Origin of the sequence: Companilactobacillus pabuli (assembly GCF_014058425.1) — a bacterium.
Classification (GTDB): domain Bacteria; phylum Bacillota; class Bacilli; order Lactobacillales; family Lactobacillaceae; genus Companilactobacillus; species Companilactobacillus pabuli.
In genome coordinates, this window is sequence record NZ_CP049366.1 from 2008824 (window position 1) to 2025809 (window position 16986).

Below are 16986 nucleotides of genomic sequence, written 5' to 3' on the forward strand. Positions count from 1 at the left end.
ACTATCTATGGATATTAGAAGAAGATATACTCGAAAAATTATCAATCAAACTTTTTTCTCACTTTTAAAAAAACGAGATATAGATAAAGTTACTGTATCTGAAATTTGTAAAGAATGTAATATAAATCGTTCTACTTTTTATCGTAATTATCACGATATTTATGATATTGTCGATCAATTTTTTCAAGAAATAACGACTGAAATATTAAAATCCTTTTCCTCTGATGACCTATCTATGGATCAAAAATTCACTTTAGTTTTTTCTAAACTTTATGAACACAAAGATTCTTTTATGCTTTTAAAGAAAAAGGGACTTTTGAAAAGACTAAATTCACCAATATTTAACGCAACTAATCATGCATTTGGAAATAATTTTTCCTCTTCAGAATGGTATTTTCTATTTTATGGGTTTTCAGGTCTGATTAAATATTGGTTTGATCAAGACATGAATGTTTCAGTTTCAGAAATGTCTAAAATATCAATGAATTTATTCTCTAAATTTATTTCATCAAAATAAAAAATGTTCCTAACATTACTAGATACAATCTAATAACGTTAAGAACATTTTTTTTATAATACTGACTTAATAATTTCAAGTCCTTCATCTAATTTTTCTTCACTCATCACTAATGGTGGCAACAATCTCAAAGTATTGTGCTTAGCCGAAAGCGTCAATAACCCTTTTTCGTGCAATTGAATGATCACATCATTAACCGGCACACTTTCGTCCAAGTGAATACCAATCATGAAACCTAAGCCAGTCACAGCAGTTACTTTAGCCAAAGGCTTGATTTCAGTATTCAATTTATCCCAAAGGTGTTCTGATTTCTTCTGAACTGAATCCAAGAATTCTGGTGTTAATTGTTCTAGGACTCCTTTAGCGGCAGCCATAGCAATTTTATTGCCACCAAAAGTAGTTCCATGACTTCCTGGTCCAAAAGCAATTGCTAACTTCTTTTTCCCAATCATTGCTCCAATTGGCATCCCATTACCTAGAGCTTTGGCAGAAGTAATAATATCAGGTTTCAATCCAAATTGTTCAAAGGCAAATTTTGTCCCTGTCCGACCAATTCCGGTTTGAACTTCATCAACAATCAGCAAAACGCCGTTATCATGACAAACTTGTTGAATATCGGTTAGCCACTTTTTATCAGCTACAAAAACGCCACCTTCACCTTGAATGACTTCTAAAATAACGGCTGCTAGATTATTGTCAATCAATTCTAACGCTTTGTTATCGTTATAGTCAGCAAATAATACATCAGGTACTAGAGGAGCAAAACCTTGTTGAATATCTGGATTTCCAGTCAATGACATTGATCCATAAGTACGGCCATGAAAGCCATTATTAAAAGCCAAAACCGTTGATTTGCCAGTATATTTACGTGCCAATTTGAAAGCTGCCTCATTAGCCTCAGTCCCAGAGTTGCAAAAGAAAGCTAATTGGTCATCATTACATAAAAGACCTGCTACATCGTCTTGAATTTGGCTCTCGTATAAATTAGAAATATGCCAAACCTTTTGCAATTGTGCCTGAACATTTTCTTGAATAATTTCATTACTATAACCGAAACTACAAACACCAATACCACTAGTAAAATCTAAATATTTATTATCGTGATTATCGGTTAAATAAACGTCGTCTCCTTTTACCAAATCAAATGGAAAACGTGCGTATGTTGGGAATACATGTTCCATTAATCTTTCCTCCAAATTATTATTTTTCTACGTATTGGAACTGTGTTCCAGGTCGTCCTAAGTCATTTGTAATAAAAGTCTGATGAACGCCATTTTTTAAAGCAGAAAACGATGCTTTGATCTTAGGCATCATCCCTGATTTAATAATATGTTGCTGAAACAATTCATCGGCAAATGTTTCGGTCAATTCAGGTACCACTTCTCCAGATTTCAAAACACCAGGAACGTCGGTTAATAACACTAATGACTCTGCATTCAATTGACTAGCAATCGTAGCTGCAGCCGTATCAGCATTTACATTTAACCAATTTCCAGTTTGAGTTTGTGCAAGTGGCGCTAAAACACCGATTTTATTTTGCATTTCTTGTAAAAGCCAAGCAATATTGATTTTTGTGATTTTTCCTACTTCACCATATTCAGACTGATTTAAATACTTTCCTTCTAGCAAATGATTATCACTAGCATTCAAACCTATTACGGGTAACCCAAAATCCGCTATGCTTTGACATAATTTTGGTTGGACCAGTCCTAATAAGACAGCTTTAGTAACATCTAAAGTTTCCGGATCAGTTACTCTTACACCATTGATTTTTTCAACATCTAAATGTAATTTGTCACTCCATTTGGAAATTTGTGGTCCACCACCGTGAATAATCAAAACTTGCTTACCTTCATGCCACCAAGTTTGAATTTGCTTAAAAAATGTCGACGGTAACTTATTACTAGCGTTACCACCTATCTTTACTACGATTATCTTCTTCATCTTTTTACCTCGTATTTTAGCTTCTGTATGTGGCATTGATACGGACGTAATTGTAAGTTAAATCGCAACCCCAAGCCTGCCCTGTAGCAGTTCCAGAATTCAAATCGACCAAAACGGTAATCTTTTTGTCAGTTAAAGCATTTTTCATGACATTTTCATCAAAATCAGCACTGTGACTGTTATCTACCAAAGGTAAATCATTCAACCAAACACTCGTGTGCTCAATATCAACTACGGCATCAGTCTGACCAATAGCAGCAATGATACGGCCCCAATTAGCATCTTCACCAAAAATCGCTGCTTTGACTAAATTAGAACCAACGATAGCTTTGGCAACCTTTTGAGCATCATTATGAGTGGCAGCATGTTCAACGTTAACTTCAACTAACTTAGTTGATCCTTCACCATCTTCAGCAATATCTTGAGCTAATTTAGTTAAAACGGCGTTATAGGCGTCCGTAAATTTTTCAAAATTAGCACCATCATCCATAGAAATCGGTGTGTTGTCAGCCAGTCCGTTAGCAAGCGTGACAACCATGTCATTAGTTGAAGTATCGCCATCAACGGTAATTTGATTGAAAGTCTTATCAACTTGTTGGCTAAGAATTGGTTGCAATTGTCCGTCAGTAATCTTGGCATCAGTAACAACGAAACCTAGCATTGTTGCCATTTTAGGATGAATCATTCCTGAACCTTTACAAAATCCACTAATAGTAACAGTTTTACCATCAATTTCAATTTGAGTAGTAATGGTCTTAGGATGTGTGTCAGTCGTCAAAATTGCTTCGGTAACTAAATCGTTGTCGAGTAGCTCTAATTGTGAGACTCCTTTTTGAATCAAATCCATTGGCAAATTTTCACCAATCACACCAGTTGAAGCAACGCCGACTAAACTTGAATCAATTCCCATCTTGTCAGCTGCTAATTTTTGCATTTTTTTGGCATCGATCATTCCTTGTTTGCCAGTAACAGAATTAGCAACGGCTGTATTCATAACCATACCTTGCAAGAGATGATCTTGATTGATAGTTTGCTTCGTCAACTTAGTTGGAGCAGCTTGGAATTGGTTGGTTGTATAAGTTCCAGCAGCTTGAGCAGGTACTTCTGAGTACAACCAGCCCATATCTTTTTTGTTAGGATTTTTGCGCAATCCCACGTGAACACCGTCAGCTTTATAACCCTTAGGCCAAGTAAAAGGTACTTCTTGATAAGTTTTTGTTTCTTCTAAAAATGATTGCATAAAAAAATCCTCCTAATTTAAGGTAGAATTGGAATTAAATCCAATCCTGCATCTGGTTGAAATTCAAACATTTGGTTAAAGTTTTGAATTGCTTGTCCAGCTGCACCTTTCAGGAGGTTATCAATTACACTGACTATTACGATTTGATGGGTAACAGGGTTTAGTTGATAACCTATGTCACAGAAGTTAGTTCCAATCACTTGTTTAAGATTGGGAAAAATTCCTTCAGTAGCATTTACAAAGGTGTCATCTGAATAAGTCTGGGAAAAAGCTTCTTGAACCTTCTCTTCAGTTACATCTGACTTAGCCTTTGCATAGCAACTGGCCATAATTCCACGTGTCAGTGGTAAAAGTGTTGTTGTGAACTGAATATAAGGTAGCTCTTTGTCCCATTTTTGTAATTCTTGAACAATTTCAGGAATGTGTTGGTGTTGATTTACCTTATACAGTTGCAGATTTTCATTTGTTTGGCTGAAATGAGTTGATTGACTCAATTTCTTACCAGCGCCGGAAGTACCAGATTTGGCATCCACGACGATTGAAGATGGATCGATTAGATGATACTTAACTAGTGGAGCCAAGGCCAAAATCGTTGCAGTGGCGTAGCAGCCAGGATTGGCAATATATTTAGAACCCTTAGAACTAGTAAAATCAGCTAATCCATAATGTGCTTTAGTGAGATATTCACTCTTAGGAGCGGGCTTTTTGTACCACTTCTCATAGACATCAGCTTTGAGTCGGAAATCACCTGCTAAATCAATTACCGGAAAATCGTTTTCGATAAATGGTTGGGCCAATTTCGTTGTTACTCCAGCTGAAGTGGCGAAAAACACCATGTCATTATTCTTCATGATATCAGCAGAATCATAAGGTAAAATGTTATCTCGTCGTCGTAGTTGTGGTAAAACCTCTTCTAATGGTTGTGCTACTTTTTGGGAATGCCCATATAAATTGACTTTATCAACATTGGGATGCCGTAACAGTAATTCATACAAAACACTGCCACTATAGCCGGTGACACCGACAAGACCAACATTCATACTTATCATCCTTTCTGAATCTAGTTTTTTCTACTCGGTAGAAATTAATAGCTAGAATACTCTTGAAGATTAAAAAATACAAGTGTTTTTCTAATAAAGTTATTATTATTCTAATTAGACAGTCCTTTTATAAATCGCTTTCATTGGCTAAATTTAGGCAAAAAAACATCCTTCAATTTTTAAAAGATTGAAGGATGTTTTTTAATTATTTATTAATGCTTGTAGCAAATTCTGGTTCGTAATATGAGTTTGCTTTCAAGTTAAGACCGCTATTCAAAGTTACGTCAGTGATCCAAACCCATTGGTTAGTAGCAACTTGACCCCAATATGAACCGTACTTGTTAACGACCAACTTAGAAATCTTCCAAGCTGATCCGGCAGGTAACGTTAAATCATAAGCGTTAGTAGCTGTATTGTAAGTTCTAATTTGTTTATTAGCTGTACCAATCAAACCATTACTTGGTGTAGGAACTGATGAATTAGTATTTGTTGTAGTTGAAGTTTGGTCAACTAGATTCATGTATGCGACTGAAACATATTCATCTGTAGCGACTTGATAGAATGTTTGCTTGTCATAATGCAACATCTTTGAACCTAATTTCCATTGAGTGCCCTTTGGTAAAGTAGCACCGGTTGGAGTTCCACTACCATTAACTACTGGAGCATTAGTAGCTGTTACACCAACAGATCCACCAACATTTGGTACATCAGTAATGTAACTACCGTTGTAACCAGTAGCTGGTCCAGAAATTGTAAAGTCGGTATCTTGAATCCATTCGTTAGTGGCTACTTGATAGTAGTTTTTGCCATTAACAAATAACAAATCGGCAATTCTCCACTTGCTACCAACAGGTAATGTCATTCCAGTAGTATTTCCATTACTGTCAACAATATTAGCAGTATTAGTGATAGTTACTGTCTTACCATATTGAGCATCAGTGGTGATATAAGGGTCACTATTTGTATTTGTGGTAGTTTGTCCAGTAACCGTTATATCTTGAGCATTGATATATTGATTGGTGCTGACTTGATAATAAATCATCTTGTTAGCATGTAATACATTACCGATCTTCCATTGACTGCCAGCTGGTAAAGTAGCACCAGTAGTATTTCCATAGACATCAACGACATTTAAAGTAGTTTTAGCTGTCGCAATCTTACCGGCATCAGGATTATCTGTCACCCAACGATCTTGTGTTTGAGTTGTATCAACTGAATTGGCCGAACCAGTAACATTTCTAACTACAGAAGCCGGAATGTATTCGTTAGTTGCGACTTGATAATGGGCAACACCGTTAATAGTAACTTGTTGACCTAATTGCCAACTACTACCGCTTGGTAAAGTTTGTCCGGTAGCTTTTCCGTTTGCGTCATAAACTGGTGTGGTAACTGAAACAGTTCCGACAGCTGCAGCATCAACATTTTGTGGTAGAGCACTGAGTGCTGCTGGAGCTAACATAATAGCTATAGCCGAAGCTGCGATAACTTTTCTAGTTCTATTCTTCATTTTCCCTATCTCCATTTATAGACTCTCTTCTTATTACAATTCTATTCTATGAATTATCAATTTTTAAAACAATCTATTTCCAGAATCATTACCAAAACTTTACAAATCAAACCCCAAAAAACGAATACCATTTTTAAACAATTATGATACTCTATTTTTCAGGGGGTCAAAAATGAATTTATCAATCGAAGTATTTTTACAACTGTTGGAAAATGAGAAATGCCAAACCAAAGACATCGCTGCAAAACAAGAAATCACTATTCGAACCGCTCAACGAGCAATTAAAGAAATCAAAGTTGCCTTTGATAAAAGTGCTGTTCTCAATAAATATTTCCAGTTAAAGAAAATTGGTCGAGCTTATTCTATTGAACAAAAATATTTATTAGATCAAAATCAAGTATTAATATTAATTAAAATATTAATTGCGAGCCGCTCGCTAAATAGTACTGAATTACCACGATTGACTAATAAAATGTTAGACATGTTAACACTAGAAGAACGTGATGTCGTCAGTGAATCCGTTATGACTGAACGCATCACTGATAATTATTTGACCGACGAAAGTTTTCGAATCGAAAAAATGGGTCAACTAGAACAATACATTTACCACAAACAAAAGATTCGTTTCGTTTATACCGACCGTTACCCTTCGGAAATCCCTAATATTGAAACGATTGAAATGCTGCCGATTCACACCTTTTTTGATAACCTTTACTTCTTTTTAATCGGCTTAGTCAAAGATACACACGAATATCGCACTTTTCGAATCGATTGGATGGATAATATTGAACCAATCCACTTCAAATTACCAATCGATCACAGCAAATACCACGATCATGGTCAGGAAACACGTTATGAGGCCTTCGGCTATCAAGGTAAAAAGACCCGCATTCAATTTGAATATTATGGTTATATGGAATACATCAAAGATATCTTTCCTAGTTGTAAAGTTATTAAGACCATTGATAAACCAAATCGTTTTCCATTTTCGGTTAAAGTTTTGGAAATCGAAGTTAATTATTCGGATGGAATAAAACTGTGGTTATTAGGTGAAACGACTATTCTACGTGTCCTATCTCCTAAATCTATCGCTGACGATATTCGCGATACTTTGCGTGAAGGATATGAAAGATATTTAGAGTAAAAAAACAGCCAAAAATGGCTGTTTTTTTCGTAATTTTTACTTGTGATAAGTTCGATGATTGATAATCATAAATGAACGATAAATTTGTTCAGTTAAAACTAAACGCATCAACTGATGTGGCAAGGTAAATTTACCAAAACAGATACTCATATCCGCTCTTTTAACAACTTCTGGACTGACACCTAATGATCCACCGATAACAAAAGTAATATCCGAAGTTCCATAAGTGGACAAGTCATCAATTTTTTTGGCAAGCTCTTCAGAAGTAAGCTCCTTACCTCTCAAATCAAGCAAAATGACAAATTCCTTGTTTTTGATTTTGCTTAATATTCGTTCTCCTTCAATTTGTTTCACTTTAAGATCTTGGGCTTCGCTCAAACTTTCAGGTGCTTTTTCATCTTGGCACTCAACTATTTGAAATTTGCAAAAAGCCCCCAAACGCTTGGCATATTCAGCAATACCGGCTTTAAAGTACTTCTCTTTTAGCTTCCCGACCGTAACCATTTTAATATTCATAGTAAAAAAATCTCCTTACTCCTTATAATACGAAAATATCCCTTTATTGCCAAATTTATTTAAAATACCGAATTATCATGACTATTCCACTGTGCACAAAAAAATAAAGTTTGTCTAATTTTGTGTAACAATTATTATTCCCAGTATTATAGGAATTATATACATAACGTATACTTTAGATTAGAATTTTATCCACAGCTGTGGGTAACCCTGTGGAAAACTTTTATGCCGTGATTTCAATGGCTTTTTAGCTACTTATTCACAATTTTTAATCACTTGTGGATAACTACTAATTATTAGTTTTCTGAAAAGTCGAAATAAATTTCAAAAATATTCATAAATGTTCAAGAAAAATCGTGAAACTACCAATTTATGATTCACTACACTTTCATGCCAAACAACGTCTAACAAAAAAAGACCTAATCATCAGATGAAGTGCTCTAAAATTGTTAGACATAATCTAACAACTTTAGGAGCACTTTTTTTATGACCAAATACTCTTCAGAATTTAAAGTAAAATTGGTAAATGAATATTTAGAAGGACAAATATCGATACTTAGTTTAGCTAAAAAATATGGGATACCGAGTAAATCCCCTATTTATAATTGGGTACACGAAGCCGAAGCTAATGGATTGAGCTCTTTAAAGAATAAAAGATCTCATAAAGAATATTCTCAAGACTTTAAGTTATCCGTGATAGAATATTATAAATTACACGAGATCAGTCGTCTTGATACCGCAATTCATTTTAAAATATCACCTAGTCAAGTTAGTTCTTGGATTTATATATATAATCATCATGGTGTTGTGGGATTGAGGCGGCGTCCCAGAGGGAGACGCCCGCTAATGGCGAAAAGAAAGAAAAAAACTCATTTAAGTTCTTCAAAAGAAGAAAAATATAAACAAGAAATACTTGATTTAAAGTCAAAATTACATGATACAGAAATGGATCGTGATATTTTAAAAGCACTAAAGGCCTTGAGAGAAAACAATCACAGCTCGAGAAAGCAAAAATAGTTGAATCGTTAACTAATAAATACAAACTTACTGAACTATTAAACAAAATAAATTTACCAAGATCTACATATTATGAACGTCTCAATAAAGTCAAAAAGCCAGATAAATATGCCCAATTGAAGGAATTCATCACACAGACTTATTATGATTCAAACTCAACCTACGGTTATCGTAGAATCTGGAAGCGATCCCTCAAGGCCGGATTTAAAAACTCTCCAGATACCGTACGTCGGTTAATGGGTAAATTAAATTTGAAAGTAACTATTTATTCGCGTCATACATCTGGTTATAGTTCCTTTAAAGGTAATATTGGAAAGAAAGCTCCCAATATCTTAAAACAAGAGTTTAAGGAAACAGAGCCATTAAAAGTACTACATACAGATGTGACTCAAGTACGCTTGCAAAAAGGAAAATGGGGCTATATTTCCGCTGTCTTGGACCAAGCCAGCGGAGAAATATTATCTTATTCAGTAAGTTCAAGTCCAAACGAATTAATGATTAAAGATACACTTGATAAATTGAAACAAAATATAGATCCATCATTAAATCCAATCCTCCATTCAGATCAGGGATGGCATTATCAATTAAAGTACTACAGAGACATATTAAAAGAAATGAATATTAAGCAAAGCATGTCTCGTAAAGGTAATTGTCACGATAATGCCCCTATCGAGAGCTTCTTTAATCTGCTCAAAAGAGAGTGCCTTTACAGGTATAACATTCTTGATTTAGATCAGTTAAAGCAATTAGTTGATGAATATATTACTTGGTATAACAATGACCGAATTTCTTTAAAAAGAAAAGGATTGTCTCCTGTTGAATACAGGGAACAATCCATGATTTCTTAAAACTTATAAAAATGTCTAACTTTTTTATTGCACTTCACAGATTAGATCTTTTAATTTATTACTCATTTTATTCACTCGTTTGTTTCGTCAAGTGAACCTTAGCTGTATTCAACTTACCATTACGATAGTATTGAATATTAACCGTGTCACCGACTGAATGTGAATATAAGGCTGTATGCAAGTCTGCAACTGATGTTACCTTCTTGTCGCCAAGTTTAACGATAACATCGTATTTCTTCATACCAGCAGCTTTAGCAACTGATCCTGAAGTTGTGCTGTAAACTACAACACCTTTAGTTACATCGTCAGGCAACTTCAAACTTGATTGTGATGAATCTGTAATTTGATCAAGATCCAAGACTCTAATACCAAGTGATGGTCTTTCAACTTTACCATTAGCAACCAACTGATTGATGATCTTAACTACTTCGTTACTTGGAATAGCAAAGCCCATACCTTCAACAGAAGTACCATCAGTATTTGAAGCTAATTTCATCGAATTGATACCGACAATTTGACCAGCAGCGTTAACTAATGGACCACCAGAATTACCGGGATTGATAGCGGCATCTGTTTGTAAGACGGTTGCTTCACCAGTAGCTTGACCAGTATTTTGGTCTTGAGTTGTCACAGTTCTATTTGTAGCAGAAATAATACCTTGAGTAACGGTTGTGGCATATTCACTACCTAATGGAGAACCAATGGCGATTACTGGATCCCCTGGCGATACGTTATCGGAATTACCAAATGAAGCTGTGGCAGGTACCTTACTACCATCAATTTCTAGAACGGCCAGATCGGTTGTAGCATCAGTACCAACTAATTTAGCAGAAACTTTAGTTCCATCTTCCAAAATAACTTCCAATGAATCAGAACCAGAAACAACGTGGTTATTCGTTACGATGTAGCCTTTGCCATTTTGTTTAGCATAAATTACACCAGAACCTTCGCTGTATTCTTGTAAATTACTATTGGAACTTGAATCTGAAGAATCTGAATTTGAGTTAGAATCGCTATCGCTACTGCTATTATCATCAGTTTGACCTTGGGTACTGTCAGATGATGATCCACTGTCACCAAACAAATCACCAAAAATTGATGAAATATCTCCGTCACTAGATTGTTCCTTTTGCTTTTGAAGATTAATAACTGAAACAACGGCGCCATTGACCTTCTTATAAGCTCCAGACATCGAACTAGATGTATTTACCTTCGTATTGCTTACTTGCGTTGTGCCGGCAGTATTTCCAACTGAGGCGGTATCAGAACTGTTGTTACCAAAGTATGTAAAACCGGCAAAGGCAACAACCACACCTAAAGCGGCTGAAATAAAGGCAACGATTCCCATCTTGAGTAATGAGTTATGGGATTGATTATTATTATTGTTATTCCCACGTTTCTTATCATTTACTCTTGATTCAGGTTTGTCTTGATTATCATTATTCATACAATTTCACTTCCCCACACATTTATTAATTCTAATATATCGTTGAATTATGAAAAAACTATGAACGTCTTATGACTAAAATGTTTATTTTACAAAGCAATCAGAGGATCGGCCACGGCTGGGTCGGTATCATGAATCTTAAAATCATGACCAACGCCAAAATCATGATCCTCCAAAACTTGAGTAACTTCTGTTCTGGCAACAGCCTTAGTATTATTCTCATGACTCAAATGCCCTAAGAAAATTTGCTTGGTGTTATTGCCAATAACATCCATCAAAGTATGTGCGCCATCTTCATTAGATAAATGGCCTTTTTCACTCAAGATGCGTTGTTTCAAAGGCCATGGATACATCCCTTCACGCAACATTTCAACATCGTGATTGCATTCCATTAAATAACCGTCCGCATTCTCAATCGTTTTTTGCACTCGCTCGGAAACATATCCTGTATCAGTCAAAATAACGAACTCTTTACCATTGTGATAAAACTTATAAAATTGCGGATCAACAGCATCATGAGAAACTGAAAAGCTCTCAACATCCAAATCATCTAACGACAAAACCTTGTTGTGATTAAAGACGTTGATTTCATCTTCAGAAATTTTACCTATTTTAGGCAACATCGCTTCCCAAGTCTTTTGATTGGCATAAACATTGAGATTATAGCGTCTAGCTAAGACCCCAACTCCTTTGATATGGTCAGTATGTTCATGGGTCACGAACAGTGAATCAACAGTATTGATATCTTTTCCGATACTTTCCATGGCACGCTTGATCTTGATTCCTGACAGACCAGCATCGACTAACACACGGTGCTTGGGCGTTTCAATATAAGTGGCGTTTCCAGAGCTGCTGCTAGCCAGAACACTGATTTTTAAACTATCATCATTGGGCATTGTAACTACTATCTCCATTTGTTGAACTCTTGATTATATTACCAGTGAAGGCATTAACCCTCTTGGTAGTTGAAACTTTACTATCTTTATTCTTAATCGTCACGAACCAAACTGGTATATAAATCGTACTACCTTTGGCCTCCAATAATTTCGTATAAGCTAAATTAGCATAAGCAATTTTCGAATTATTGGGAATCTCCGAATTAGCGTAAAGGTTCGTAATAACATCTTTTTCACTCTTGATCGATTGTCTTTCGTGCAAAATTATCATCGATCTAATATACGTCTGAGTATAACCTAACACTTCACCGTTAGAAATTGTAAAGATAAGCTGATCTGTTTTATCGTAAGTATCCCCTAAATTGCTAGTAGCAACATAAACCATTTGTGAATGGGTTGATAACTGTGGTGCATACTTATAATTTTTGCCGTACAAGACGTTGCTTTCTTTCTTGATAAACTTATCCATAATCTTCTTACGATTACTTGAAGTTACTGAAATAGGGCTGTCTAAAGTACTTGATAAAGTATGGTTTACTTCCTCGTACTCTACTTTTTGATCTTGGAGTTTGTTGGAATTTTCTTCCAAATCATCATTAGGTTGTGAGCCCAAATAATAAGCATAGCCACTCTTCGAATCCAAACTGCCAAAACTTATATTACGCTTACGCATTTCAGCGACTGTGGAAGTATTATTGCTCGTACTGCTAACCAATTGTTGACTATTGCGAAAAGACAAGAATAAAAAGATATCTAACGAGAAAAATACTATTAAGAATATAACTTCAATTCTTTTAAAATCCATTTACTCTTCCTCCGCAGTTTGATTTGTCCAATCCTCATAAGCTTTCCAGTGACCATCAATCTTGATGTAATACGTTGGTTTCAAGTCAACGACTTTCTCATTATCAGCCTCTGTTTCCCACTGATAACCAACTTCCAAGCCTTCAATATCATTTAGAGAAAAGCCGGCTTTTTGAATTCCCTTAAAAATATCATTCGTGGATTTCAATTTAGTTGGTGATTGATTAGAAGGAACCGGAACTTCTAAGACCGTATTAACAAAATGTTCAGTGCTCCCTTGACGACTGAATTTAATTTCAATCGAACCAAATTGGCTCTTCTTAAAGATTGGGAAGCCTTCAACATATTCTCTAAAGGTCAAATCCCTGTTTTTCCAATTTGCATCATACAAACGCAAGTTAGAAATTGAATCCTGTAAATTAATGACCTTCTGATAACCACGTTGCAAGAAAGCTAGTTGATTCTTTGGTACAGAGGTATCCGTGTAATCAGAGAACGTCAACTCATCGGTATTATGATCCGAAACCAAACGCTTTGACTCACCATAGTTATAGCTATAAACTCCATTGTCTTCGGTAGTTACTAAGCCACTAGTATTCGAATCGAACAAGGCTGTCGTATATTCTCCGTCTTTTTTACCATTAACTACATATGAATATGACTGTAATTTGATGGGATTGGTATATGAAGTAAAGACGCCATGTTTCATGATATCCAATCTAATCTTCAAATTAATATTGGCCTTTTTAACAAGCTTCGTGATTGGCGATGCCGAAGCATTTCTTACTTTAGCCTTGTAGACGGCATAATTATTATCATTGGCTAAATAAATATTTTGGTCTTTTTTATCTTTCAAATTAATCAAAATACGATTAAATTGTTTGCCATTCTCATCTTTGAGACTGTCATTGTTCAACAAATATCCCAAAACGTTGGCCGTTATAGCGGTTGGATAAACCATTTGAATCGTATTTTTAGCTTGAATAACTTTTTGATAGTAAGCTCCATCTTTCTTTGTTACTAACTTAGGACTACCGATTTTCCAATCTTGCATTATTTTTTGAATACTTAAAGAAATATTTTCATTACTGTTATAAATCAAGTGTTGATCGTCCTCATCGTGCCACATGACTGATGTTGGACTGATGACTTGATTCATTGGTATTTCATTTTTATTCGACTCAGCGTCAGTTACGTCGATATTTCGCCCGCGTTGATAACGAGCAGTATTGGTCCAAATAAAGAAGGATAGGACAATACTAGTAATTACGGCAATAACTAATAACACTTGGACAATTAAACGGCTAAATTTCATCCCATTCTCCTCCTGTTTCGTTAGGGTCAAATGGCAAGGAGATGTAGAAAGTTGATCCCTTACCTTCAGCACTATTTACCCAAATTCTTCCTTTGTGCTGTTCAACGATTTCTTTAGAAATAGATAGTCCCAATCCGGTACCACCCTGCTTTCTAGAACGCGCCTTATCAACACGATAGAAACGATCGAAGACTTTTTTAATATCTTTTCTAGGGATACCTAGACCTTCATCAGAAATACTAATAATGATGTGCTTATTAGTTTCCAACAAACGACAAGTAATCACGCCACCATCTGGTGAATACTTAATAGCATTATTCATGATATTGTCGATTACTTGAGTCATTTTATCGGTATCAATTTCGACCCACAAATCCTTGCTAGTAAAGATTCGTTTAATCCGATAATTTTTAACGACTTTAGTATCGTCTTCTTTGGCATCAGCTTTTTCCTTTTTCAACATCATATCAAATCGATCCAAAATATATGAGAAAAATTCATTAAAGTTGACTAATTCTTTTTCAAGCTTCGAACGACCTTGATCCATTCTCGACAAACTCAAAAGATCTTTAATCATTCGAATCATCCGGTCAGTTTCTTCAGCCGTAACGCCTAAGAATTGTGGAGCGAGCTTTTGATCTTTCCAAGCACCATTATTCAAAGCATCGATGTAACTACTGATACTAGTCAATGGCGTTCTCAATTCGTGTGAAACGTTAGAAACGAATTGACGACGTTCACTATCGATCTTTTGTTGTTCAGTGACATCATGTAGAACACAAACCATACCACTGATAAAGCCACTGTTTCTTTGAATCAATGAGAAATCAGCGTTTAAAATCAACGAATTATCATCGCCAGTCTCGTAATCTTCACTATTATCATTAGTTTCGATAACCATCGGATCTGGATTTTCTAATAAATCGTCAAAACTAGTTTGATCAGAAATACCTAAAACTTCGACTAATGGTTGACCAATAGCCGCGTCTTCATCTTTATCCAAAAATTCCTGAGCCATTTCATTAATGACCGTTATATTTCCTAAACGGTTCGTCGCAATAACCCCATCAGACATCTGCGTAAGGACACTATCCAATCGCCTTCGCTCAGACTCCGAATTTTCAGTTGCTTCTTCAACTTTGACAGACAAATCATTGACCGCCATAGCTAGTTGTCCTAATTCATCGGGAGAATAAACACGAACTTGACCAGAATAGTCCCCCTCAGCCATTCTGACGGCCTGTTGCTTCATTTCATCAATTGGACGGGTAATTGCACGAGAAATGAAAATAGCAATCACAGCTCCTAATAATCCAGCTACTAAGGAAGCAGTTAGGAAAATCAAAATAATATTATTAATGCCTGTATAAACTGACTCCATTGACGCACGAACATAAATAGCACCGACAACGGTACTATTATCCGGCGAAGTAACTGGTTCAATTGATTCATAGGAACTTCCCGTATCTTTTTCATAGTAAATTTGCGTAATCTTTTTATCAGTCTTAATACTTTGCTTGATATTATCCTTTAAAGTCTGTGTCCCGATAATATTATTACCTTCAGAATCCTTGGCCCCAACAATGATTCCAGAACGGTCAACTACCTGCACGTCGGTAATATCCGTGCTGACACGTGTATAATCTTGAATCGCATTCCCGATATTTTCACGAGTATGTTGATCATTGTCAGTCAAATTTTCTGAAATCTGATTGAGCGTATAAGCAGGAACGACAACCGAGTTTTCAAAATTTGAAACATTTTGATCCTCTAACTGACGCACAAAATAAGCCCCAATGATTTCAATTGTGACTATCAAAATTAAAATAAACGATAATCCGATTTTAAAGTTGATCGAATGTAAAAAGACAAATCTATTTTTCAATATATTTCCACCTAAACAATACAGACTTAATTACATTATACAGCTATGAGGATAACAAAAAAACTGACTCGCTTCTTATAAAAACGAATCAGTTTTTTAATTTTTATTCGGCATCAGGGTCTCTTAGATAATACCCTACACCACGTCTAGTCATTAGCCATTCTGGTTGACTAGGATTATTTTCGATTTTTTCACGCAAACGTCTAACAGTAACGTCAACGGTTCTAACATCACCGAAGTAATCGTAGCCCCAAACTGTTTGAAGCAAGTGTTCACGTTTCATTACTTGACCAATGTGTTGTGCCAAATAATGCAACAATTCGAATTCACGGTGTGTTAATTCAATTTCTTTACCATTTTTCGTTACGGTATATGCATCGGGGAGAATGGTTAAATCACCAATTTTAATCTCACTACTCTTTGCCTCTTCGCTATGTGCGTGTGTTTGAGTTCTTAAACGAGCTTTAACACGGGCAACTAATTCTCGATTGGAGAAAGGTTTAGTGACATAATCATCTGCCCCAAGTTCTAGGCCAATAACCTTATCAATTTCGGTATCTTTAGCCGTCAACATAATAATTGGAGTATCTTTAGTTTTTCTGATAGTTCTAGCTACTTCAAGACCATCAATAACTGGAAGCATCAAATCTAGCAAAATTAAATCGGGATCATCCTCTTCAACTTTGTCCAATGCTTCTTGTCCATCAAAAGCAGTTATGACTTCGTAGCCTTCATTTTCCAAATTATATTTAACAATATCGGAAATTGGTTTTTCATCATCTACTACTAGAATTTTTTTAGCCATATATTTATCTCCTTGACGTGAATATTATACTAGTTATTTTTCATTAAAACAAAGTCACCAT

General features: G+C 35.5%; 16 protein-coding genes. 4 read left to right on the top strand and 12 right to left on the bottom strand.

Translation table 11 applies throughout. The annotated features are described in order from the left end of the window. The first annotated feature begins 7 nt into the window (after window positions 1–7). Entirely contained in the window at window positions 8–517 is a 510-nt protein-coding gene (locus tag G6534_RS09780) for a TetR/AcrR family transcriptional regulator (RefSeq protein WP_182082691.1), read from the top strand. Window positions 518–570: 53 nt separating this feature from the next. Here the strand turns inward: G6534_RS09780 and G6534_RS09785 are convergent, their stop codons facing one another. The 5 genes from G6534_RS09785 to G6534_RS09805 all read right to left on the bottom strand — a co-directional run bounded on the left by G6534_RS09785 (window position 571) and on the right by G6534_RS09805 (window position 6248). After that, window positions 571–1698 carry an acetylornithine transaminase gene (locus G6534_RS09785; protein WP_182082692.1) on the bottom strand — a complete coding sequence of 376 codons (1128 nt, stop codon included), beginning with the start codon at window positions 1696–1698 and terminating at the stop codon, window positions 571–573. Window positions 1699–1717: 19 nt separating this feature from the next. Further along, window positions 1718–2461: an acetylglutamate kinase gene (gene argB, locus G6534_RS09790; protein WP_182082693.1), complete on the bottom strand. Its 744-nt coding sequence runs from the start codon at window positions 2459–2461 to the stop codon at window positions 1718–1720. A gap of 16 nt (window positions 2462–2477) precedes the next feature. Then, on the bottom strand, window positions 2478–3701 hold the full coding sequence (argJ, locus tag G6534_RS09795; RefSeq protein ID WP_182082694.1) for a bifunctional glutamate N-acetyltransferase/amino-acid acetyltransferase ArgJ: 1224 nt from the start codon (window positions 3699–3701) through the stop codon (window positions 2478–2480). A gap of 17 nt (window positions 3702–3718) precedes the next feature. Then, complete coding sequence (argC, locus tag G6534_RS09800; protein ID WP_182082695.1) at window positions 3719–4741, bottom strand: N-acetyl-gamma-glutamyl-phosphate reductase; 1023 nt, start codon at window positions 4739–4741, stop codon at window positions 3719–3721. Window positions 4742–4946: 205 nt separating this feature from the next. After that, window positions 4947–6248, bottom strand: a complete 1302-nt coding sequence (locus G6534_RS09805; protein WP_182082696.1) for an SLAP domain-containing protein — start codon at window positions 6246–6248, stop codon at window positions 4947–4949. A gap of 172 nt (window positions 6249–6420) precedes the next feature. Here G6534_RS09805 and G6534_RS09810 point away from each other — a divergent pair, with 172 nt between their 5' ends. Then, window positions 6421–7392 (top strand): helix-turn-helix transcriptional regulator, encoded by a 972-nt coding sequence (locus G6534_RS09810; RefSeq protein WP_182082697.1) that lies wholly within the window; start codon window positions 6421–6423, stop codon window positions 7390–7392. Window positions 7393–7428: 36 nt separating this feature from the next. Here the strand turns inward: G6534_RS09810 and rlmH are convergent, their stop codons facing one another. After that, entirely contained in the window at window positions 7429–7908 is a 480-nt protein-coding gene (gene rlmH / locus G6534_RS09815) for a 23S rRNA (pseudouridine(1915)-N(3))-methyltransferase RlmH (protein WP_182082698.1), read from the bottom strand. 486 nt (window positions 7909–8394) lie between these two features. Between rlmH and G6534_RS09820 the strand changes: the two genes are divergently transcribed. Further along, window positions 8395–8925 (top strand): helix-turn-helix domain-containing protein, encoded by a 531-nt coding sequence (locus tag G6534_RS09820; RefSeq protein ID WP_182082699.1) that lies wholly within the window; start codon window positions 8395–8397, stop codon window positions 8923–8925. Beyond that, the gene (locus G6534_RS09825; RefSeq protein WP_182083254.1) at window positions 8922–9773 is read left to right on the top strand and encodes an IS3 family transposase; all 852 of its coding nucleotides are present in this window, start codon (window positions 8922–8924) and stop codon (window positions 9771–9773) included. The genes G6534_RS09820 and G6534_RS09825 overlap by 4 nt, the downstream gene beginning before the upstream one ends. 67 nt (window positions 9774–9840) lie before the next feature. Here G6534_RS09825 and G6534_RS09830 read toward each other — a convergent pair whose 3' ends face one another. The 6 genes from G6534_RS09830 to yycF form a co-directional block, all read right to left on the bottom strand. Continuing rightward, window positions 9841–11220, bottom strand: coding sequence for a S1C family serine protease (locus G6534_RS09830; protein WP_369833239.1), 1380 nt, complete (start codon window positions 11218–11220; stop codon window positions 9841–9843). Between the two features lie 89 nt (window positions 11221–11309). After that, window positions 11310–12134 carry an MBL fold metallo-hydrolase gene (locus tag G6534_RS09835; protein WP_162897849.1) on the bottom strand — a complete coding sequence of 275 codons (825 nt, stop codon included), beginning with the start codon at window positions 12132–12134 and terminating at the stop codon, window positions 11310–11312. Then, window positions 12106–12921: a two-component system regulatory protein YycI gene (locus G6534_RS09840; RefSeq protein WP_059074463.1), complete on the bottom strand. Its 816-nt coding sequence runs from the start codon at window positions 12919–12921 to the stop codon at window positions 12106–12108. Before G6534_RS09840 ends, G6534_RS09835 begins: the two co-directional genes overlap by 29 nt. Then, entirely contained in the window at window positions 12922–14235 is a 1314-nt protein-coding gene (locus G6534_RS09845; protein ID WP_059074464.1) for a YycH family regulatory protein, read from the bottom strand. It abuts the gene before it with no gap. After that, on the bottom strand, window positions 14225–16120 hold the full coding sequence (walK, locus tag G6534_RS09850) for a cell wall metabolism sensor histidine kinase WalK (protein ID WP_059074465.1): 1896 nt from the start codon (window positions 16118–16120) through the stop codon (window positions 14225–14227). The genes G6534_RS09845 and walK overlap by 11 nt, the downstream gene beginning before the upstream one ends. A gap of 103 nt (window positions 16121–16223) precedes the next feature. Then, entirely contained in the window at window positions 16224–16925 is a 702-nt protein-coding gene (gene yycF / locus G6534_RS09855) for a response regulator YycF (protein ID WP_010018149.1), read from the bottom strand. Window positions 16926–16986 lie beyond the last annotated feature (61 nt).

What these genes read in the sequence shown, in the direction of transcription:
- G6534_RS09780 (WP_182082691.1), top strand. Translation starts at nt 8, where the DNA reads ATGGATATTAGAAGAAGATATACTCGAAAAATTATCAATCAAACTTTT.
- G6534_RS09785 (WP_182082692.1), bottom strand. Translation starts at nt 1,698, where the DNA reads ATGGAACATGTATTCCCAACATACGCACGTTTTCCATTTGATTTGGTA.
- argB (WP_182082693.1), bottom strand. Translation starts at nt 2,461, where the DNA reads ATGAAGAAGATAATCGTAGTAAAGATAGGTGGTAACGCTAGTAATAAG.
- argJ (WP_182082694.1), bottom strand. Translation starts at nt 3,701, where the DNA reads ATGCAATCATTTTTAGAAGAAACAAAAACTTATCAAGAAGTACCTTTT.
- argC (WP_182082695.1), bottom strand. Translation starts at nt 4,741, where the DNA reads ATGAATGTTGGTCTTGTCGGTGTCACCGGCTATAGTGGCAGTGTTTTG.
- G6534_RS09805 (WP_182082696.1), bottom strand. Translation starts at nt 6,248, where the DNA reads ATGAAGAATAGAACTAGAAAAGTTATCGCAGCTTCGGCTATAGCTATT.
- G6534_RS09810 (WP_182082697.1), top strand. Translation starts at nt 6,421, where the DNA reads ATGAATTTATCAATCGAAGTATTTTTACAACTGTTGGAAAATGAGAAA.
- rlmH (WP_182082698.1), bottom strand. Translation starts at nt 7,908, where the DNA reads ATGAATATTAAAATGGTTACGGTCGGGAAGCTAAAAGAGAAGTACTTT.
- G6534_RS09820 (WP_182082699.1), top strand. Translation starts at nt 8,395, where the DNA reads ATGACCAAATACTCTTCAGAATTTAAAGTAAAATTGGTAAATGAATAT.
- G6534_RS09830 (WP_369833239.1), bottom strand. Translation starts at nt 11,220, where the DNA reads ATGAATAATGATAATCAAGACAAACCTGAATCAAGAGTAAATGATAAG.
- G6534_RS09835 (WP_162897849.1), bottom strand. Translation starts at nt 12,134, where the DNA reads ATGGAGATAGTAGTTACAATGCCCAATGATGATAGTTTAAAAATCAGT.
- G6534_RS09840 (WP_059074463.1), bottom strand. Translation starts at nt 12,921, where the DNA reads ATGGATTTTAAAAGAATTGAAGTTATATTCTTAATAGTATTTTTCTCG.
- G6534_RS09845 (WP_059074464.1), bottom strand. Translation starts at nt 14,235, where the DNA reads ATGAAATTTAGCCGTTTAATTGTCCAAGTGTTATTAGTTATTGCCGTA.
- yycF (WP_010018149.1), bottom strand. Translation starts at nt 16,925, where the DNA reads ATGGCTAAAAAAATTCTAGTAGTAGATGATGAAAAACCAATTTCCGAT.